Annotated in this window: 17 protein-coding genes and 1 pseudogene; 12 read left to right on the top strand and 6 right to left on the bottom strand. The window is 63.6% G+C overall.

What is annotated here, in order from left to right:
• A pseudogene (locus ACFC3J_RS00620) lies at positions 1-1,222 on the top strand (hypothetical protein); the annotation flags it as partial.
• A 67-nt stretch (positions 1,223-1,289) separates the two neighbouring features.
• Here the strand turns inward: ACFC3J_RS00620 and ACFC3J_RS00615 are convergent.
• Positions 1,290-1,808, bottom strand: coding sequence for an SRPBCC domain-containing protein (locus ACFC3J_RS00615; protein WP_375194274.1), 519 nt, complete (start codon positions 1,806-1,808; stop codon positions 1,290-1,292).
• A 206-nt stretch (positions 1,809-2,014) separates the two neighbouring features.
• Between ACFC3J_RS00615 and ACFC3J_RS00610 the strand changes: the two genes are divergently transcribed.
• The 5 genes from ACFC3J_RS00610 to ACFC3J_RS00590 all read left to right on the top strand — a co-directional run bounded on the left by ACFC3J_RS00610 (position 2,015) and on the right by ACFC3J_RS00590 (position 7,714).
• The gene (locus tag ACFC3J_RS00610; RefSeq protein ID WP_375194273.1) at positions 2,015-3,607 is read left to right on the top strand and encodes a GMC family oxidoreductase; all 1,593 of its coding nucleotides are present in this window, start codon (positions 2,015-2,017) and stop codon (positions 3,605-3,607) included.
• Between the two features lie 50 nt (positions 3,608-3,657).
• On the top strand, positions 3,658-4,968 hold the full coding sequence (locus ACFC3J_RS00605) for a spinster family MFS transporter (RefSeq protein WP_375194272.1): 1,311 nt from the start codon (positions 3,658-3,660) through the stop codon (positions 4,966-4,968).
• Positions 4,969-5,073: 105 nt separating this feature from the next.
• Positions 5,074-6,018, top strand: coding sequence for an SDR family NAD(P)-dependent oxidoreductase (locus tag ACFC3J_RS00600; RefSeq protein ID WP_375194271.1), 945 nt, complete (start codon positions 5,074-5,076; stop codon positions 6,016-6,018).
• A gap of 26 nt (positions 6,019-6,044) precedes the next feature.
• Positions 6,045-6,839 (top strand): SDR family NAD(P)-dependent oxidoreductase, encoded by a 795-nt coding sequence (locus ACFC3J_RS00595; protein WP_375194270.1) that lies wholly within the window; start codon positions 6,045-6,047, stop codon positions 6,837-6,839.
• Positions 6,840-6,859: 20 nt separating this feature from the next.
• The gene (locus ACFC3J_RS00590) at positions 6,860-7,714 is read left to right on the top strand and encodes an SDR family NAD(P)-dependent oxidoreductase (protein WP_375194269.1); all 855 of its coding nucleotides are present in this window, start codon (positions 6,860-6,862) and stop codon (positions 7,712-7,714) included.
• Between the two features lie 43 nt (positions 7,715-7,757).
• Here ACFC3J_RS00590 and ACFC3J_RS00585 read toward each other — a convergent pair whose 3' ends face one another.
• Positions 7,758-8,531 (bottom strand): SDR family oxidoreductase, encoded by a 774-nt coding sequence (locus ACFC3J_RS00585; protein ID WP_375194268.1) that lies wholly within the window; start codon positions 8,529-8,531, stop codon positions 7,758-7,760.
• 171 nt (positions 8,532-8,702) lie between these two features.
• Here ACFC3J_RS00585 and ACFC3J_RS00580 point away from each other — a divergent pair, with 171 nt between their 5' ends.
• From ACFC3J_RS00580 to ACFC3J_RS00555, 6 genes are all read left to right on the top strand, one after another.
• Positions 8,703-9,236, top strand: coding sequence for a nuclear transport factor 2 family protein (locus ACFC3J_RS00580; protein WP_375194267.1), 534 nt, complete (start codon positions 8,703-8,705; stop codon positions 9,234-9,236).
• 54 nt (positions 9,237-9,290) lie between these two features.
• Entirely contained in the window at positions 9,291-11,561 is a 2,271-nt protein-coding gene (locus ACFC3J_RS00575; RefSeq protein ID WP_375194266.1) for a TonB-dependent receptor, read from the top strand.
• Positions 11,562-11,593: 32 nt separating this feature from the next.
• On the top strand, positions 11,594-12,667 hold the full coding sequence (locus ACFC3J_RS00570) for a helix-turn-helix transcriptional regulator (protein ID WP_375194265.1): 1,074 nt from the start codon (positions 11,594-11,596) through the stop codon (positions 12,665-12,667).
• Between the two features lie 68 nt (positions 12,668-12,735).
• Positions 12,736-13,878 carry an LLM class flavin-dependent oxidoreductase gene (locus ACFC3J_RS00565; RefSeq protein ID WP_375194278.1) on the top strand — a complete coding sequence of 381 codons (1,143 nt, stop codon included), beginning with the start codon at positions 12,736-12,738 and terminating at the stop codon, positions 13,876-13,878.
• 131 nt (positions 13,879-14,009) lie between these two features.
• The gene (locus tag ACFC3J_RS00560; RefSeq protein WP_375194264.1) at positions 14,010-14,414 is read left to right on the top strand and encodes a VOC family protein; all 405 of its coding nucleotides are present in this window, start codon (positions 14,010-14,012) and stop codon (positions 14,412-14,414) included.
• Between the two features lie 54 nt (positions 14,415-14,468).
• Entirely contained in the window at positions 14,469-15,527 is a 1,059-nt protein-coding gene (locus tag ACFC3J_RS00555; RefSeq protein ID WP_375194263.1) for a hypothetical protein, read from the top strand.
• 21 nt (positions 15,528-15,548) lie between these two features.
• On the opposite strand, the gene ACFC3J_RS00550 is transcribed toward ACFC3J_RS00555, so the two are convergent.
• From ACFC3J_RS00550 to ACFC3J_RS00535, 4 genes are read right to left on the bottom strand one after another with little or no spacing between them, the layout of a single operon-like run.
• Positions 15,549-16,346, bottom strand: a complete 798-nt coding sequence (locus tag ACFC3J_RS00550) for a sugar phosphate isomerase/epimerase family protein (protein WP_375194262.1) — start codon at positions 16,344-16,346, stop codon at positions 15,549-15,551.
• Positions 16,347-16,370: 24 nt separating this feature from the next.
• Positions 16,371-17,123, bottom strand: a complete 753-nt coding sequence (locus ACFC3J_RS00545) for an SDR family NAD(P)-dependent oxidoreductase (RefSeq protein WP_375194261.1) — start codon at positions 17,121-17,123, stop codon at positions 16,371-16,373.
• A gap of 11 nt (positions 17,124-17,134) precedes the next feature.
• The gene (locus ACFC3J_RS00540) at positions 17,135-17,998 is read right to left on the bottom strand and encodes an SDR family NAD(P)-dependent oxidoreductase (RefSeq protein ID WP_375194260.1); all 864 of its coding nucleotides are present in this window, start codon (positions 17,996-17,998) and stop codon (positions 17,135-17,137) included.
• Positions 17,999-18,010: 12 nt separating this feature from the next.
• Positions 18,011-19,090, bottom strand: a complete 1,080-nt coding sequence (locus ACFC3J_RS00535; protein ID WP_375194259.1) for a Rieske 2Fe-2S domain-containing protein — start codon at positions 19,088-19,090, stop codon at positions 18,011-18,013.
• Positions 19,091-19,164 lie beyond the last annotated feature (74 nt).

Genomic DNA, 19,164 nt, shown 5'->3' with positions numbered 1-19,164 from the left:
TCTCTTCTATTCCAAGAACAAGCCTGAAGGACTGCAATCAACCGGCAGTTACAACGCTGCCGGTTTCGGCGGCGGCTTCTTCTCCGTGGTCACCAAGAGCAAGGCGGCCTACGCTCAAGCATCGCTCGACTTCGGAGCATTTTCCGAGCCATTGGACGGGCTGAAGCTGACCGGCGGCATCCGCTACACCAACGACCGCTTCGACGGATCGCGCATCGCAGCCAATTATGTCGTCATCCCGGTGGCGTCGGCCGGTGCGACCTACAAGAAGACGACCTGGACCGCCGGCCTCGATTATCAGATGCGCAACGCGCTGCTCTATGGAAAGATCACGCGGGGCTACAAGGCGGGCGGCTTCAACTATGCGGGCGTGCGCCCCTCAGGACTGACCTTCGCGCCGGAATATGTGACCAGTTACGAAGTCGGCGCGAAGACCGACTTCCATCTGGGCACTGTTCCCGTCCGCATGAACGTCGCCGCCTATCAGCTCGACTATGACGGTATCCAGCGCGCCGCAGGCGACAATTTCCCCAATGGCTGTCCCAATGCCGCCAACCCCTATTGCAACACGACCGGGCTGGATCAGGGCGCGATCACCTATAATGCGGGCACGGCGCGGGTACGCGGCATAGAGCTGGAAAGCGCGATACGCCCCCTCCCCGGCTTTGAACTGTCGGGCAGCTATTCCTACACCAAGGGCAAATATCTCGACTATCAGCTGGTCCTGCCGCCCGACCCGCCCACCGGGGCGGGCAATGGCGTGCGTCAGACCTGCACCGGCCCGGTGACGATCCCGCGGGGCATAAACGCGCCCAACACCACGATCGATCTCAGCTGCTCGCCCTTCCCCTTCATTCCGAAGAACCAGTTCGCAATCAACGCGCGCTATTCGCACGAACTGGAGGGCGGCATCGGCACGCTGGTCCTTTCGGGCAGCTACAGCCATGCGGACAAGAACTGGACGGCAGTGACCACCCTGCCTTCGGCGCAGCCCGGCGGCTATGTCGACGCCTATGACCTGTTCAATGCGTCGATCGACTGGAACGGTGTGGGCGGCACCAACATCGACCTGCGCGCGTTCGTCACCAACCTCACCAACTCGACCTTCAAGGTCAGCAATACCGCATCCAGCCTCGACGGATCGACGGGCTTCAGCACTGTCATCTACAATGAGCCACGGATGGCCGGTTTCCAGATCCGCTACCGCTTCGGATCGGATTGAGGCGCGAATGGAAGAAAGCAGAAAGGCGCCGCGAGCAGATCGCGGCGCCTTTTCTTCATGCGGGTTTTCAGCGCAGTTCGCCCCGGTGCATCGCTTCCGCGCGTGCTTTGAGCGCCTTGGCCGTATCATTGAAGGCGCGCGTCACCCACGGGCCGCAGAATCGCATGACATGGATGCCATTGGGTCCGGTGAAGGCGTCGGTCGACTGGTAACGGCATTTTTCCGGTCCCAGTTCCTCGATCATCTGGTCCCGTCGCGCCGGATAGGGCCAGGCTTCATTGTCGGGCAGTTCCCACGACAGCAGGCGTCCCGGCTCGAACGCGCAGACATATTCGCAATTGGGCGCAAGACTGCCCGGATTGGCATAGTTGACCAGCCGCATATACACCGGCGCGCCCATTTCGAGCGTCGATTCCGCCCAGACGCAGAAGGGATTCCACTCGCCATAGCGCGGCATATCGGTCAGGATTTTCCACACCAGCATCGCGGGCGCATCGATCTCGATCGGGTCGGACACCACCAGGATTTCGGGGTCGTAGACTGCAAAGGGATCATGGCGCTGCACAGCGAGGCTTTCGGCGGACATCGGCTTCTCCTTGATCTTGTTGTTCCGGGACGAACGTCGTCATATTACGATACGACCTGCCCCATTTCGCAAATTTTTCACATATCCATGTTGACCTGCGTAGGCCAATGTCGGATTTAATACGCATAAAATTGTCGCGGTCCAAGCTCCAATTCGACCGTCCCGACATATTCGAACGAAGCGGGACAGGAGCCGCGGGAGAGACCATGACGGACAATGTTGACTTCATCATCGTCGGCGGCGGATCGGCCGGATGCGTGCTGGCGGGCCGCCTGTCGGAAGATCCGGGCAACCGCGTCCTGCTGATAGAGGCGGGGGGCAAGGACAACAGCATCTTCATCCATGCCCCCGGCGGCCTGCTGCCGATCATGTATCGCGGCATGTTCCAGTGGATGCATGTCAGCGTGCCGCAATCCCATGCCGGAGGACGGCAGATGTATACGCCGCGGGGCAAGGTGCTGGGCGGTTCATCCTCGATCAACGGCATGGTCTATGACCGCGGCACCGCCGCCGATTATGACGGCTGGCGCCAGCTGGGCAATGAAGGCTGGAGCTATGACGACGTCCTCCCCTATTTCCGCAAGCTGGAGGATTTCCAGCCCGGCGGGGAGGAGGGCTATCATGGCCGCGGCGGTCCCGTCCTGGTGACGCGTCCGGGAATCCGGAACCCGCTTGCCAAGGCCTTTCGCGACGCGGCGATCGCGGCCGGCGTCCCCTATAATGACGATCCCAGCGGGTCTAAACGCGAAGGCGTGGTTCCCGCCGACGTCACCGCCTCGGCCGGGCGTCGCTGGAGCGCCGCGCGCGCCTATCTGACGCCGGCGCGCAAGCGGCCCAACCTGCGCGTCGTCACCGGCGCCCATGTCGAGCGGATTATTGTGGAAGAGGGGCGCGCCACCGGCGTCGCCTGGCGGCGCGACGGGCGGCAGGAACAGGCGAGAGCCGCGCGGGAAGTCATCCTGTCCGCAGGCGCCATCCACTCGCCCTGGATATTGATGCTTTCGGGCATCGGCAACGGCGAACATCTGCGTCAGACCGGAGTGCCGACCGTCCATCATCTGCCCGGCGTCGGGCGAAACTATCGCGACCATGTAGCGATCAGCGTCAAGCAATATTGCACTCAGCCGGTTTCGCTGTTCAACGTCTTCCATCCCTGGGTCGCGGCCAAGGCGGCGGTCAATTTCGCCCTGTTCCGCAAGGGACCACTGGCCCAGCCTCCCGCGGAGATCGGCGCCTATCTGAAAACCATGCCGGGTGCGGAAAATCCGGACGTGAAGGTGCATTTCGCCATGGCGCTCTACGAGGCGATGGGCCGCAAGCTCATCATGGAACATGGCTATTTCGCGCATATCGACCTGTTGAACCCTGAAAGCGTCGGCGAAATCAGACTGACCGGCCCAGACGCGTCCGATCCGTTGTCGATCGACCCCAATATCCTGTCCACCGCCAACGACATGGCCATGGGCCGCGCGGCAATCCGGGCGGTGCGCAACATCTTCGCCCAAAGCCCCTTCGACCCCTTCCGCGGCGAGGAACTGGCGCCGGGCGCGAACATTCGGTCGGACGAGGAACTGGACGCCTATCTGCGCGCGACCGCGACATCGGACATTCACGCCGTCGGCACATGCCGAATGGGACATGATCCGATGGCGGTGGTCGATCCGCAACTGCGCGTGCGCGGCATATCCGGGCTGCGCGTGGTCGATGCGTCAGTGATGCCCCGGGTGCCGGGCGGCAATACCAATGTGCCCACGATGATGGTCGCGGAAAAGGCAGCAGACATGATTCTGGGGCGATAGGCGCACCCAGGTTCGATAGAATATAACGGCAACGCGGCGGGGAAACGGAAATGGGGATAAAGAGTGTGCAGGAAAAGCCGGCCTATCGCCTGTATATCCTGTTGCTGCTGCTCGCGCTCAATTCACTGAGCTATGCCGACCGGCATCTGTTTTCCATCCTGATCCCGGCGATCAAGGCGGAATTCGGGATCAGCGATTCCCTGCTGGGCCTGATCGGCGGGCCGGGCTTTATCATCAGCTATGTTCTTTGCAGCATGCCGCTGGCGCGGCTGGCCGACCGATGGTCCCGGCGCGGCGTGCTGGCCCTGTCTGCCACGCTCTGGAGCGCGGCCACCGCCGCCAGCGGGCTGGCGGCCAATATCGTCCACCTTGCGCTGGCGCGCTTCACTGTCGGGATCGGCGAGGCCGGCGGCCTGCCGCCTGCGCAATCGATGCTGGCCGGACTCTATGATGAAAAGCGGCGATCCGGGGTCATGGGCGTCCTGGCATCCGGCACCTATTTCGGACTGGTCATCGGTCTGCTGGGCGGCGCGGCGATCGCGGCGCAATGGGGCTGGCGCGCAGCCTTTCTGACGATCGCCATTCCCGGCTTTCCGCTCGCGCTCCTCCTCTGGCTGACCGGACCACGCCGCGCCTCGCCAGCGGGGGAAGCCAGCAACGCACCGGCCGACGCCCCCGGCTTCTGGGCTTCGGCGCGGATGTGCTGGAACATCCGGTCGCTTCGCCTGCTGGCAGTGGGCGTCGGCACCTTCAACATTTTCGGCTATGCGGGCGCAGTCTGGATGCCGGCCTTCTTCATGCGCTCCCATGGCATGAGCGTGGTGGAGGCGGGCGCCTGGCTGGGGCTGGGGGCGGCGATCGGCGGCGTCACCGGCAGCATGGCAGGCGGCGTCATGGTCGACCGTCTCCGCCGCCATGGTGAACAATGGCAATTGCGTCTGCCTGCCATCGCCTTTCTCCTGTCCTTTCCGATGAACCTCATCATCTTCACCCTTCCCGGCGGCACCGGCCTGACCATCGCGGGCATCCATGTGCCCGGCGTGGCGATGCTGTCGATCGTCAACGGCTTTCTGGTCGCTATCTGGGCCGGCCCGTCTTTCGGCGCGGCCGCCCGGCTGGTGCCCCCATCCCAAAGGGCGCAGGCGACGGCCATGCTCGTCGTGATCATCAACGTGATCGGCAGCACCATCGGTCCATCTCTCGGCGGTCTGGTAAGCGACCTGCTTGCGGGGCATATGGGCGATGAGTCGCTGCGCGCCAGCCTGTTGCTCATGAGCATCCTGACCGTGGCAGGCGGCCTGCTGTTCTGGCGCGCATCCACCTTTTATCCCCGCGATCTTCTGGCGCGGCAGCCATGCTGACCGGCGGCAGGTTGGCAAAGGCCTTGCGCCGACCATTTGTAAGCGATTACTCATGTAGAGGCGACGGGCGTGCGATCCGTCGCCCCTGTCACGAAGGAGAGGCGAATGTCTGAACTGCGTTTCGACGACAAAGTCGCGATCGTTACCGGGGCTGGTGGCGGTCTGGGCAAGGCCTACGCCGCGCTGCTCGCTTCGCGGGGGGCGAAGGTCCTGGTCAACGATCTGGGCGGCAATTTTCAGGGCGAGGGCAAGGATCAGGGCTATGCCGAGGCTTCGGCCCGCGCCATCCGGGATGCGGGCGGCATCGCCGAGGCGAATGGCGACAGCGTCGCCACATCGGCGGGCGCGCAGGCGATCGTGGACGACGCGCTTGGTCGCTGGGGCCGGGTCGATATCCTTGTCAACAATGCCGGTATCGTCAGCGCATCGGGCAATCTGTCGACCGTCACCGACGAACAGTGGGACAAGGACATGGCCGTGTCGGCCAACGGCACTTTCTATCTCTGCCGCGCCGTCTGGGAAGGGATGATGGATCGCAATTTCGGGCGCATCGTCAACATCTCTTCCGGTTCATGGTTCGGCATGGGCAGCGCCGTTCCCTATCCCGCAGCCAAGGGCGCGGTCTGGGCGATGACGCGGGCGCTGGCATCGGCGACGCGCGCGCTGGGCAAGGATGTGAAGATCAACGCCGTCATGCCGATCGCGGGCAGCCGCATGACCCAGCTCATGGGGCCGGAAATTCACGGCCTGATGGAACGCGATTTCCCCGCCCGCGCCGTCGCGCCCGTGGTGGCGATGCTCGCCCATGACAGCGCGCCTTGCAATGGCGAGATGTTCACGGCGGGCGGCGGCGGCTATACCCGCGTCTTCGCCGGGGTCACGCAGGGCTATCGCGCCACGGACAAGGACTGGACGCCGGAAACCGCCCTCGCCCAGTTCGATGCGGTGATGGACACCAGCGGTTTTCACGTTCCCGAAGGGTCGATGGACGAAGCCGCTCTCTACCGCTCCGACGTTCCATGGGACGCGTTCAAAGCCTTCATTCAATAATTTAGTGTAGCAAGGAAATAGGGATCATGACCGGAAGGTTGCAGAATAAGGTCGCCATCGTCACTGGCGGCGCGCGCGGCATGGGGGAAGCGACAGCTCGCCTGTTCGCGCGCGAGGGCGCGAAGGTGGTCGTCGCCGATGTGCTGGAGGCGGAAGGCAAGGCGCTGGCCGCCGATCTGGGCGAAACAGCCATGTTCCAGCGGCTGGACGTGTCGGACGAGAGCAGCTGGAAGGCGCTGGTCGAGGCCGTGCTGGCCCGGCATGGCCGGATCGACGCACTCGTCAACAATGCCGCCGTCGTCGCCTTCGCGCCGATCGTGGCGCTGGAGGCTGACCAGATCGACCGCGTGCTGGCCATCAACGTCAAGGGCGCGATGCTGGGCCTCAAGCATGTGGGCGGGCAGATGTGCACGGCCGGACGCGGGGCGATCGTCAACATCTCCTCGGTCGACGGGATGCGCGGCGTCAATTCGCTCTCGCTCTACAGCAGCTCCAAATGGGCCGTGCGCGGCCTGACCAAGAGCGCGGCGCTGGAATTCGGTCCTCTGGGCGTGCGGGTGAACAGCGTCCATCCGGGCGGCGTCAACACCGTCATGGGCAACCCGCAGGCGCTGGAAGGCGACGCCAAGAATGTCGGCTATGAGCGCGTGCCGCTTCAGCGTATCGGCGAGCCGGAGGAAATCGCCGCCGCCAGCCTGTTCCTCTGCTCCGACGAGGCAAGCTATATCTGCGGCGCGGAACTGGCCGTCGATGGCGGCTGGGCTGCGGGCTATTATCACCATTATCTGCCGGGTGCGCCTGCTGCGCTCACCTCGATCTGAATCCCCTCGCGGAGACAATCATGACTGAAGAAGAGAAGGTTTTTTCGGGCGGCGTCGCCGTCATCACCGGCGCGGGCGCGGGCATCGGCATGGGGATCGCCCGCCGCTGCGGCCAGATCGGCATGACCGTCGTCGTCACCGACATCGACAAGGCGAAGGCCGAGAAGGTCGCGGCGGAGATCGTTGCCGCCGGCGGCAAGGCGGAGGCCATTCAGGTCGACGTGTCGAAGCCCGAAGCGCTCGACGCGCTGGCGCAGGATGTGTTCGACCGCCACGGCGCCGTCCGCCTGCTGGTCAACAATGCGGGCATCGAAACCATCGGCAATGTCTGGGAAATCCCGACTGCGCGCTGGGAAACGACGCTGAACGTCAACATTCACGGCGTCGTCCACGGCGTGCGCGCCTTCGTGCCGCACATGCTGCGCGTGGGGCAGGAAGCGTGGATCGGCAACCTTGCCTCGATCGGGTCCTTCGGCATCATGCCGACGCAGACCGCCTATATCATGAGCAAGCACGCCATCCAGTCGTTCAGCGAATGCCTCTATCTGGAAATGCAGGTGGCCAAGGCGCCGATCAACGTCTGCTCGATCATACCGGGCATGCTCAAGACCAGCATCTTCGACGCCGAAGCGGGCAAGGGCGAACCGGAAAGCGCCGCTGCCCATCGCGCTACCATGGCGCACATGATGGCCAATTACGGCATGGATCTGGACGAGGGATGCCGCATCTTCGTGGAGGGCATGGCTGCCCGTAAATTCTGGATTTCCAGCCAGCCCGAGATGACGGACCAGTCGCTCGCCGGCCGCATTGCCTTCTTCCAGGAGCAGGCAGCCCCCGCGCTCAACGACCAGACCCGCGCTCTGCTGGGTCTTTGACCTGAAAGAAGGGTGACGGGCGTGACCCGCCACCCTTCATCCTTCAGCCCTTGGCGGCTTCCTGCTTCACGATCTCCAGGAACAGCGGCCGCTCGCCGCCGCCATGAACCTCCAGCTTCGCGCCGCTGATATAGGCGGCGGCGGGCGACCCCAGAAACACCACCGCTTCGGCAATGTCGCTGCCTCGGCCCATGCGGTTCAGCGGCAGGGACGCAGCAATCCGGTCCTGCGCCTCTGCCGAGCCATAGGTCATTTCGGAATTTTCCGTTTCTATGAGGCCGACGATGATTGCGTTCACCCGCACCTCCGGTCCCCATTCCTGAGCCAGACTGGTGGTCAGGCTCAGCAAACCCGCCTTGGCCGCGCCGTAAATGGCGGTATCGGGAGACGGACGGGCGCCCGACACGCTGGCGATGTTGACGATCGAACCGCCAACGGCCTTGAGATGCGGATAGGCCGCCTGCGCCACATGCAGCGGCGCGAGCAGGTTGAGTTGCAGGATGCGCTCGGAAAAGCGCGGGCTGGCGGTCGCGGCGTCGGCCTGCGGCGACCCGCCCGCATTGTTGACGACCAGATCGATACGGCCATGACGCGCGACGAGCGCCTCTATCCAACTGGCGACGGCGGCCGGATCGCGAATGTCGCAGGCATCGAACTGCGCGGTTCGTCCATCCATGGCGATCGGTTGTTCCGGCGGAGTCCGGCCGCAGGTGGCGACGTCATAGCCCTCCGCCAGCAGGCGCCGGACGATCGCAGCGCCAATGCCCCGCGTGCCGCCCGTCACAATGGCGAATTTCCCCCGACCAGTTTCGTTCACAGCCCATCCTTTCCTTGCGGGCATCGCCCATAGCATTTTTCCGGCAGCGGCCCTACTCTAATCGGCCCGCTTCCCGCCAGCCATAAATGCGGGTTAGGCAGTAGATTATTACGCACATTGCCTATATAATGAAAAATAAACGCCACATTGCGTTATGACAGGAGAGAGTTGATGGCCTACACCCTTCAGCAGCTGAGCGATATGGAGGATATCCGAACGCTCAAGCATCGCTATTTCAGGGGCATCGATACGGCGGACCTGAACCTGCTGCGTCCGCTGTTCACCGCCAACGTCAGCGTCGATTATCGCGGCGGCAATTACCGCGTCCGGCTGGAAGGACGCGACAATATGATCGAATTTCTGGCCAACAGCTTTCATTCCGGCGCCGTCGCCATGCACCATGGCCATATGCCTGAAATCACGCTGACCGGCGACGACAGGGCCGAGGGCATCTGGTATCTTGAGGATGTTTTCATCGATGTGGAGCGCCAGACCCACACCACCGGCAGCGCCATCTATCGCGACCTGTATCAACGCGAGGATGGAGTCTGGAAAATCGCCCGCACCGAATATGACCGGGTCTATGAAATGATCCGCCCGCTGTCCGCCGATGCGCAGATCAGTTGGCATCATCTGGCCAAGGCAGGCCGTAAGCCCGAAGAACGCAGCGACATCAGCCATCTCATCACCTGGGAAGCGGCCTGATCACCGCCTGACGTCGACAAAAGACAAGACAAGTTTCAAAAAGGGGGGAAATTCATGTCTCGTTTGGCCTTTGCCGTCTCGTCGCTTGCCCTGCTGGCAGCGCCGGGGATTGCACACGCTCAGCTTTCGCCGGCCCAAAGCGCCGACGGCCTTTCCGAAGGTAGCGACATCGTCGTCACGGCCCGCCGCCGCGAGGAACGGTTGCAGGATGTTCCGATCGCGGTCAGCGCCGTCGATGCATCCTCGCTCAACAGCCGCGGCCTCGACAATGTGACGCAGATCAGCCAGATCGCGCCGAACATCCAGTTCACGCCGGGGCAAGGCGGCAATAGCGGCGGCATCGCGCCCTTCATCCGGGGCGTGGGCGAAAACGACTTCATCATCACCTCCGATCCGGCGGTCGGCGTCTATATCGACGGCGTCTATGTCGCCCGAACCTTCGGCGCGACCACCGAATTGCTGGGCATCGACCGGATCGAGGTGCTGCGCGGGCCGCAGGGCACGCTGTTCGGCAAGAATACGGTGGGCGGCGCGATCAACATCGTTTCCGCCATTCCGGGCCAGCAGCAGAAGATCGAGGCCGACCTGCGCTACGGATCGTTCAACACGGTGCGCGGCCGCGTCTATGCCGAAACCCCGTTGTCGGACCGCTGGTCGCTGGGCGTTGCGGCGCTGGGCGAATTTGGCGAGGGCTGGCAGAAAATCCCTTCGGGCAAGAATCTGGGCAACCGCAATGTCGTCGCGGGCAAGGCGGCGCTGCATTATGACGGCGACGGGCTGGACGCGTTGTTGCAGGTCGATGGCCTCCACCGGCGGCAACATAGCGCGCCCCACAGCATGATCGCTTTCACGCCGACCTTCTTTTCGATCCTGCAATCGACCTTCCTCTCGCCCTGCTGCACGGTGCCGGGCGACATCGACCGCACGGACAGCACGCCCGCGCTCAACAAGGACCAGACCGACGCCTTCAACGCGTCGCTGACGCTGACCAAGGATCTGGGCGGCGCGACGCTGAAGTCGATCACCGCCTATCGCTATGTCGACGCGCTGTTCGGCCGCGACGGCGACGCTTCGGCCGCGATCAACTATGCCGGCGACATTCACGACGAAAAGGCGCGACAGATCAGCCAGGAACTGCAATTGTCGCTCGACCTCGGCGGGCGCGGGACGCTGTTGCTGGGCGCCTTCGCCTATCGGGAAAAGACGCGGGACAATACCCGGCTGATCGTCGCGGACGGGCTATACCCGGCGTTGGTCGCCGCTGGGCTCGACCCGTTCCCGATCGCGCCCGGCATCGCCATTCCCGCCTCTTCGCTCGACTTCAACATCGATTTTCGCAACCGTCAGCGGACCGACAATCTGGCGCTGTTCGCCAACGGCAATTATGAACTGGTCGACGGCCTTTCGCTGGAACTGGGCGCCCGCTACACCTGGGAGAAGAAAAAGTTCTTCCAGTCGGCCACCCGCATCTATTCCGGCGAGCCGCTGCTGGCGGGAACGCCCAGCTACACGCTGGAGAAGAGCTGGGACGCCTTCACGCCCCGCGCCTCGCTTTCCTACAAGGTGCGGCCGAACCTGATGACCTACGCCTCCTTCTCCAAGGGGTTCCGTTCGGGCGGGTTCAACGGGCGCCCGACATCGCTGGAGGAAATCGGCTCCTATGATCCCGAACATCTGACCGCTTATGAAGCGGGCATCAAGGCGGGCTTCGGCCGGATCGCGACGATCAACCTCGCCGTCTTCCGCAACGAATATCGCGATCAGCAAATCCTCGTCTCGACCGTCAGTCCGACCAGTGGCCTGATCGTCGTGCGCAACGAAAATGCGGGCCGCTCGCGCATTCAGGGCATCGAGCTGGAGGGCAATTTCCGCGTCACCCCGCGCTTCACCCTCACCAGCGCGCTCGGCCTGCTCGACGCAAAATATCTGGACTATGTCTCCGTCATCAACGGCGTGCCGACCGACGTCAGCAACCGCCGGCTGAAGCAGGCGCCCGACATCACCGCCAATGCCAGCGCAGTCTATCAGGCACCCTTGAGCGAGACGGTAGAGGGTGTGCTCCGCGTCGATGTCGCTTATAAGAGCGAAGTCTATGTCGATGCCGAAAACACACCGCTGCTGCGTCAGCCCGACCATGCCATCGTCAATGCGAGCGCGGAGCTGCGTTTTGCCGATAGCGGGCTGTCCGTGCGCGCGGGCGTCGACAACATCACTGACCGGCGCATCATCACGGCGGGCTATGACGCCTCCACCAGCTTCGGCTTCACCGAGGCCTATTATTCGCCGCCGCGCCGCTACAGCATCACGCTGGCCTGGCGCCACTAGGCGGATGAATCGCATGCCGGCAAGGGCGGCCCATGACTGACGATGCTGCCTTTGCCGACCTGCTGGAAACCCTCTATGGCGGCCTGACCCGGTCGCCACCGTGGGAAGATTTCCTGAAGGCACTTGCCGCCACGACCGACACGACCTTCGCTACGATGCTGATCGGCCGGGGCTGTGCCGGAATAGACGCCCATGTGACGCCCGGAGCCGATCCGGAGCGGACGCAGCAATATCGGCAGATTTCGGAAGCCGACCCCTTTGTCGGCCTCCCTGAAGGTCAGGTGGTCTCCTTCAGCGATTTCGTTAACCATATTCCAGCGCGGTTCCGCGACTGGATGGATGGGGCGCGCACCGGCCAGATATTGGGCATCGATCTCTATCGGGAGCCAGACATCTCGGTTCGTCTGCGCCTGACCCGCGACGACAGCAGCGAAGATTTCGGCGACGGGGAAAAGGCGCTGCTGGAGCGGCTTGTTCCCCATCTGCGGATCGCGCTCGACCTCCACGCCCGCCTTACGACCACGCAAGCGGAAAGCCAGCTGTTCAGCAGCGCAATGGCGGACCTGGCTGTCGCGACCCTGATTCTGGATCGTGACGGCCGGATCATGCGGCGCAATGCGGTGGCCGCGCGCATGCTGGAGGACGGCGGCGTATTGGCGGAACAAGGCGGCAGGTTGGAGCCGCGCACCCATGCCGCCGCCCGGGCAATCAACCAGATCCTTTCGCATCCCCCCGTCCCCGGCGAGGAAAGCCAGTTCGAAGTCGCGACCCCCAATGGTCCGCCGCTGCATGGCCGGGCGAGGGCCGTGCCCTCCTCCGCTTATGGCGACGGCGCGTGGGTGGCGCTGTTTCTTGCAGACCCGACGCGACCCGCCGGTCCCTCCAGCGATACGCTGCGCGACCGCTTTCAACTCACGCGGTCGGAAGCGGCGCTGGCCCTTCGCCTCGCGGAAGGCGCGGCGCTCGCCGATGCGGCGAGCGAACTCGACATCGCCTACAACACCGCACGCTCGCATCTGCGGGCGATCTTCGCCAAGACGGGCACGCACCGACAGGTTCAGCTCGTCACGCTGCTGAGAGCCGTCGGAGACGAACAGCCCATCTGATCCAATTGGAGGATGCCGCCGCGCCGTGCGCCCTCTAACCTTTCCAACAACCATTCAAGGAGAGGATGATGCGGTTTTCGATTATCTACGAAGCGCAGATGGCGGACACGTCGCGCGAGAATGAACAGCAGGTGTTTCGCGACATCGTCGATCAGGCGATCCTTGCCGAAGAAATGGGCTTCGACGTGATCTGGGCGGTCGAGCATACCGCGCTGACCCAATATGCCCATATGTCCGCGCCCGAAACCTTCCTCGCCTATCTGGCGGGGCGCACCAGCCGCATCGGCATCGGCCATGGCGTCGTGTGCCTGCCGCCCGCAATGAACCATCCGGTAAAGGTCGCCGAACGCATCGCGACGCTCGACATCCTCTCTGGCGGGCGCGTGCATTTCGGCATGGGCAAGGGCGGCACCCAGCAGGAAGCGGGCACTTTCGGCTATAATCTGGAAGACCTGCCGCCGATGATCGACGAGAGCATGTATCTGATCCCCAGGATCCTGAAACATGGCGAGATCGAGCATGACGGCCAGTTCGTGAAGATCCCCTTCCGTCCCATCCATCCCAGCCCGATGCAGGACCCGCATCCGCCGCTCTACATGGCCTGCACCCGCGCCGACACGCTGGTCACCGCAGGATCGCGCGGCATCGGCGCACTGGTGCTGGGCTTTGCCGGTCCCGACGACATTGCGAAGAAGAACGCCATCTATCGCGAGGCCTTCGCCAACCGGAAAGCGGAGGATCAGGTGGGCTATCGCCCGACCCAGCATCTGGCGGCGCTCTGCCCCGCGCTGGTGCTGGAGGATCGCGAAAAGGCCCGGCGCATCGGCCTGCGCGGCCAGCGCTTCTTCGTCGAGTCGCTGGGTCACTGGTATTCCGGCGGCCCCGCCCCCGATGTCGAGGATCTGGACGCCAGCGACAGCATCGCCGCGCTCCAGCGCCACAAGGAAGAAACGGTCGCCTGGCTGTCGGAAGAAAAGATCGCGGTCGGCGGCCATCATACCGAGAGCTTCGAAGTGGTCGAGGACGCCTATGGCACACCGCAGGACTGCATCCGGCATGTGCAGCGTCTGTTCGACGCGGGCGCCGACGAGATCCTCTTCATGTTCCAGATGGGCGGCATTCCCCATGAAGCGATCATGGAGACGATCCGCAACATCGGCGAAAAGGTGATCCCGCACTTCCGCGAACAGGCCGCGCTCGCCGCCGAATAAGCGATCGTCAGGCCGGGCGGGACATCGCATGTCCCGCCCGGCCGATTTTTCGCAAGGCTCAACGACAAACGACTTGCATCCTTCACGCTCAGCCTCAATAACAACATAAAATGTTATTTGGAGAGGCTGGCATGGCAGAAAGCGCGCAGACGGGTTTCGGATTCACCAAGCTGATCGTTTCCGACGTCGACAGCCTGTTTGCCTTCTACGCCAAGGTTTTCGACCTCGCCGAAGTCGCTCGCGTGCGGCAGGGCGAAGGCGAGGACGAACTGGATGAAATCATCATGGGCGCGGCGGGTCAGGGCTATTCGACGCCAAGCCTCGTCATTCAGCGCTATCCCAACCGTCCCGTCCCCGTCCCCGGCGAAGCGACGCTGGGTTTCGTCGTGCAGGATGTGGACGCCACGGTCGCCACCGCCCTCGCCGCGGGCGGCAGCATCCATCGCCCCGCTAAGGCCGAACCGCAACATGGCGTGAAGGTCGCTTTCATCAAGGACAGCGACGGCCATCTGATCGAAGTCGTGCAGATGCTTTGATATGAATGTACGCGGCTCAGGCGCTGCGGGCATTTCCATGGAGGAGGATGTAGGATGAAGGCCGATCTGGCAGACCGTTTCCGTCCCGTCGCCGAGCCGCAACTGCTCGACCGGGCCTATAGCGACGACCAATATCAAAGGCTGATCGGGGTGGTGCGCGATCATGGCCCCTGGCCGATGATCCTGGCGCATCATTTCAAATCGCCCGAAGAAGTCGTCGCCACCAGCTCGGGTGAAATTCCCGAAGGCGTCACGCTGACCTGGGACCCATTTCTCAGTCCGGTCTTTCGCGGTTACCTCGCCCGTGGCGGCGTATGCCTCTATCCGGAGATCGAGGACTGCTATCATAATCCGGCATTTCTCGACAAAGTCCGGGCCTATTGGGGGGCGCAATATGCCCAGCCCGAATCGATGCTGTTCAACATTTCCGGTCCCTGCACCGGCGGCGGGTCGCCGCATGTCGACGGCACGCGCTTTCGCGGTCTGGACCTCGACAGTTCGCCGGTCTGGCTGCTCAACATCATGGCCAAATCCGGCCTCTTCAAGCGCTGGCAGGCCAAGAAGGCGCAGGTCATCGCCTGGTATTATCAAGGCAGGATCGGCGGCAGCTTCACCTATTGGCCGGACGGACCCAAGGGCCAGCCCAAACAGTTGAAGGCGCCGATGTGGGGCAAGGCCGTCGTCGTCGAAAATGAGATGATGTACCACACGGCCGAGGCCAACGGACCATCGGCCCTGCGCCGCCCCGAGGGACTGGCCTATGAAAGCATGATCGGTGCCGGAAAGGGTGGCGAGGGTTGGCGGATCACCACCGGCGACCGCGTGATCCAGCAGGTTCCGGAACAGGAAATCCGCTTCCTCGTCCATTGGGGCGCGCAGGTCTATATGGACTATGACGAACTCAAGGTTTCTCTCGATCATAGCGACGATCTGACCGTCGATCGCGCATTCGACATGCTGATCGCGGACCTCAGGCAACGCGGCGAACAATTCCAGACGCCGAGCGATCCCGTCTCCGACCGCGGCTTCATCCGCCTGCTCACGCGGGTCTACGACCTTGGCAAGCCGGAAATATTCCCGCCGGAGCCGGTGGAGGACCTGGCCGCAGCCTGAATGATCGGGCGATACCCAGCCTCAGCGGTTGACGTAGAGGCTGCGCATCGCCTGCATCAGTCGCGCGGCGCGTTCGCGCGGTTCCAGCGAACGCAGAGCGCGGGACGGCGCCTCCACGGCCACGGTCGCATGGCGGGGCAGCATGGGCAGCAGGGCGCGGAGATCAAACTCCCCTTCCCCCGGCAACTGCCGGTTGAAAACGGCTTCTTCCACGCGGTCGAGCGGGGCCGCAAGCGGACCATCGTTCAATTGGACATGGCGAATGCGTTCGGACGGCAAAGCGGCGATATCGTCCCAGCTGTCGCCGCTGCGGATCACATGCAGGCTGTCGACGCACAGGCCAACATCCGGCCCCAGTTCCTGCGCCAGTCCCAGCGCCTGCCCCACCGTGCGGATGGCCGAGAGCGGATAAGCCTCCATGATCGCAGACGCTCCCGTCCTGCGGCACAATTCGACCATGCGGCCGAGTGATTCCATCAGCCGGGCATGATCGGAGTCCAGCCCCAATATGTTGACCATGCCGCCAAGCTCCGCCGCCAGCGCCGCGCTTCGTTCCAGCAGCGGCCAGTCCGGCGCATCGTCGAGCATGAACGGTTCCACGATGCCAACGCCCATGCCAGCGTCGCGCAGCGCCGAAACGACCGCCGATCTGACCGTCCTGTCGGCCACCAGATCCGGCGTCGGACTGATCGGGACGGGCGTTACGAACAGGCTGACCGATGCGAAACCCGCGCTGGCCGCAGCATCGATCAGCGTCAGCGCGTCAAGATCGACCAGCGAAAGATGGTCGAGACAGACAGGAGCGGCCGGGTCCGTCATGCGGCTGCGCCGCGGCGCGGCGCCTCAGGCGTGGACACCACCGTCGATGCGGACAATCGCGCCATTCATGTGCCCTCCATCCTCGCTCGCCAGCATGGCGATGACGCCGGCTATCTTGTCCGGGCTGGCGAACCCGTTGATCGGACTGAGATGGCCGTAAAGCTCCCAGTCGGCGTCCTCCACCATGCCCGTCTGAACGCTCTTTGCAAGCGGCGTTTCAATCCCGCCGGGCGCCACCGCATTCACGCGCACGCCGCGCTTCAGATATTCCCAGGCCAGACTTTGCGTATAGGCGGCGACCGCGCCCTTGCTGGCGGCATAGCCGGTCAGGAAGGGATGCCCAAAATGGCTGGAGGTGGAGGCCGCATTGACGATGTTGCCGCCGGTCCGCTCCAGATGCGGCAGCGCCTCCCGGCACATGAGGAAGGTGCTGCCCAGATTGACCGTCACGCAGGACATGAAGGCATCATAGGACATTGCAGCGGCGTGACCCGACCGGATGATGCCCGCCATATTGACCAGCACGTCCAGCCCCCCGGCCTGCTCCACCCACTGCGCCACGACCGACTGCGCGGTCGCTTCGTCGGCGACCGATCCCGCCCGCACGGACAGGCCCGGATGCTCCGCCTGCAGAGCGGAAAGCCCCTTCTCATCCAGATCGACCGCCAGTACCCGCGCCCCCTCCGCCGAGAGGCGGAGAACGGTGGCGCGACCGATGCCCGAAGCGCCGCCCGTGACGATAACGGATTTACCCGCAAAGCGCTGTCCAAGATTCATCAGCCGATCCTTCAGGCGACGATGGCGGGGTGCGGGATGCGCGGATCGCCCAGCATCGCGCGATAGGATGGCGGTGTGCGCCCGCCCGCCTCGGTAATGCCGTAGCGCTGCGCGATCTCCGCCGTGATCAGCGTCTGGCCGTTCAGTTCGTCGAGGTTCGGATCGTCATGGATGGCGGCGATCACCCTGCCGTTATATTCCGGTGTTTCGGCATCGGCCATGAACTTTTCATATTGTTCGGGATGCTCGGCCAGCGTCTGCTTGCTGCGTTCGGTCAACAGCGGCCCCATCCACAGCGAAACCGCTGCGACGCCCGTGCCCCGGAAATCCACGCCCATGTCGGCCGCGAACTTGTCCACCCCGGCCTTCTGCGCGCCATAGGCCGCACCATGCATGTAGCAGACCGAACCGAAGGACGAAGTGAAGGCGATCAGGCCGCTTTTGGCGGGCACCATCATCCGGGCGGCATGCCAGCTCGCCAGATAGTGCGAACGCAAACCGACATTCAGGATATCGACGAGGCCGGTCGACTTTTCCCAGAAGGGACCGGGCTTTACCAGATCATCGTTCAGCGCGGCGACATTGTTGACCAGAATGTCCAGCCGCCCACTTTCCTCGCGCACCCGATCGAACAGCGCCGCGATCGCCTCAGCGTCGGCATGGTCGACCTGCGCGGCGCGCCCTTCGCCGCCTGCCGCATCGACCTGCGCCGCGGTGGCGCCGATGGTGCCGGGCAGGGCCGCATCGCCCTCCCGCACCGACCGGCCGGTCACATAGACGCGATAGCCCTTTTCGCCCAGTGCCACGGCGATTCCACGGCCCGCGCCGCGGCTTGCGCCGGTGACGATTGCCACCGGACGTTCAGACCTCTCCATATTTTATCTCCTTCAGGCGGCGGCGATTGTGCTGCGCTTATCGAGCGTCACATGCGTACCGTTGGCGCGCTTCTGCCAATCAAGCGCCTTGTCGCGGGGGTTATAGAATTGCTTGTACCACAAGCGAACCTTGCCATAGGGGCCGTCATTGGGGACGACCATGGGGTTGAGGCACGCCCGCTTGTTCTGCCAGATCTCCACATCCTGGGCGAAGGCAAGACGGCTGCCTTCCTGATATTCCAGCGCGGCGGCGCGCAGTTCGTCCGTGACCGGGGCCGAACCGTCATTCACCTGCACCATCAGACCGTGCCAGACGCGGATCTTGCCGTCCTCGATCGGCGTGTGGGTGATGAGGATGAAGCTGTTGAACGTGCCCTCCATCTCCGACTGGAGGATCGACGGGCCTGTATACCAGGTGTCGAGCGTCAGCACGTCTTCCGGATTCAGCGTCAGCGTGCGGTGGCCCGCGGCATAATATTGGTGGACGATATGGTCTTTGAACTCATTGGCGAAGTAGACGAAGTCCTTGGCACCATGGATCGGCACGAAATGGCCAAAGTCGGCCATATTGTCGACGACCTCGATCGGATGGATGTCCAGATCGCCCATATAGTCGATCTTCCAGTTCACCCAGCCGGGCGCGTCATAATGGCCGCCGAAATCGGGCAGCTCGAAATCGGGTTCAAGACCTTCGGGATCATGCCACATCCAGATCGTCCCTGCGCGCTCCACGACCGGGAAGGTCTTGAGCTTCGCCGCCTTGGGCACGAAGTCCGAATAGGGGATGTTCTTGCACGCGCCGTCCGGACCGAACTGCCAGCCGTGAAAGGGGCAGCGGATCGATTCGCCCTGAACCTGCTCGCCGTCGCGCACGATGTAGGAGGTCGAATTCTTCGCCAGATGCGCACCCATATGCGGGCAATAGGCCTCGACCACATAGGGGGCGCCGCTTTCGCCGCGATAGATCACCAGATCCTGCCCGAAATAGCGCATCGGCTTGGGCGTCGTCGTCGCCTCGGCACTTTCACCGACCATGAACCAGCCACGGGGAAACTGAAACTCACCCAGACGATAGTCCGAAGACGTAGCCATAAATCATCCTCTCGCTTACAGCGACAAACTAGCATGAAGGACGGCCGGACACTAGCCCGCACGGAGCGGAACGG

The organism is Sphingobium sp. (genome assembly GCF_041987595.1).
In the GTDB taxonomy this organism is placed as follows: domain Bacteria; phylum Pseudomonadota; class Alphaproteobacteria; order Sphingomonadales; family Sphingomonadaceae; genus Sphingobium.
The sequence above is the reverse complement of the archived record's forward strand: the minus strand, read 5'-3'. Positions and strand labels throughout refer to the sequence as shown.

Bases quoted from the DNA above. Each gene is read 5' to 3' on its own strand.
- ACFC3J_RS00615 (WP_375194274.1), bottom strand. From the start codon at position 1,808: ATGTCCGCCGAAAGCCTCGCTGTGCAGCGCCATGATCCCTTTGCAGTC.
- ACFC3J_RS00610 (WP_375194273.1), top strand. From the start codon at position 2,015: ATGACGGACAATGTTGACTTCATCATCGTCGGCGGCGGATCGGCCGGA.
- ACFC3J_RS00605 (WP_375194272.1), top strand. From the start codon at position 3,658: ATGGGGATAAAGAGTGTGCAGGAAAAGCCGGCCTATCGCCTGTATATC.
- ACFC3J_RS00600 (WP_375194271.1), top strand. From the start codon at position 5,074: ATGTCTGAACTGCGTTTCGACGACAAAGTCGCGATCGTTACCGGGGCT.
- ACFC3J_RS00595 (WP_375194270.1), top strand. From the start codon at position 6,045: ATGACCGGAAGGTTGCAGAATAAGGTCGCCATCGTCACTGGCGGCGCG.
- ACFC3J_RS00590 (WP_375194269.1), top strand. From the start codon at position 6,860: ATGACTGAAGAAGAGAAGGTTTTTTCGGGCGGCGTCGCCGTCATCACC.
- ACFC3J_RS00580 (WP_375194267.1), top strand. From the start codon at position 8,703: ATGGCCTACACCCTTCAGCAGCTGAGCGATATGGAGGATATCCGAACG.
- ACFC3J_RS00575 (WP_375194266.1), top strand. From the start codon at position 9,291: ATGTCTCGTTTGGCCTTTGCCGTCTCGTCGCTTGCCCTGCTGGCAGCG.
- ACFC3J_RS00570 (WP_375194265.1), top strand. From the start codon at position 11,594: ATGACTGACGATGCTGCCTTTGCCGACCTGCTGGAAACCCTCTATGGC.
- ACFC3J_RS00565 (WP_375194278.1), top strand. From the start codon at position 12,736: ATGCGGTTTTCGATTATCTACGAAGCGCAGATGGCGGACACGTCGCGC.
- ACFC3J_RS00560 (WP_375194264.1), top strand. From the start codon at position 14,010: ATGGCAGAAAGCGCGCAGACGGGTTTCGGATTCACCAAGCTGATCGTT.
- ACFC3J_RS00555 (WP_375194263.1), top strand. From the start codon at position 14,469: ATGAAGGCCGATCTGGCAGACCGTTTCCGTCCCGTCGCCGAGCCGCAA.
- ACFC3J_RS00550 (WP_375194262.1), bottom strand. From the start codon at position 16,346: ATGACGGACCCGGCCGCTCCTGTCTGTCTCGACCATCTTTCGCTGGTC.
- ACFC3J_RS00545 (WP_375194261.1), bottom strand. From the start codon at position 17,123: ATGAATCTTGGACAGCGCTTTGCGGGTAAATCCGTTATCGTCACGGGC.
- ACFC3J_RS00540 (WP_375194260.1), bottom strand. From the start codon at position 17,998: ATGGAGAGGTCTGAACGTCCGGTGGCAATCGTCACCGGCGCAAGCCGC.
- ACFC3J_RS00535 (WP_375194259.1), bottom strand. From the start codon at position 19,090: ATGGCTACGTCTTCGGACTATCGTCTGGGTGAGTTTCAGTTTCCCCGT.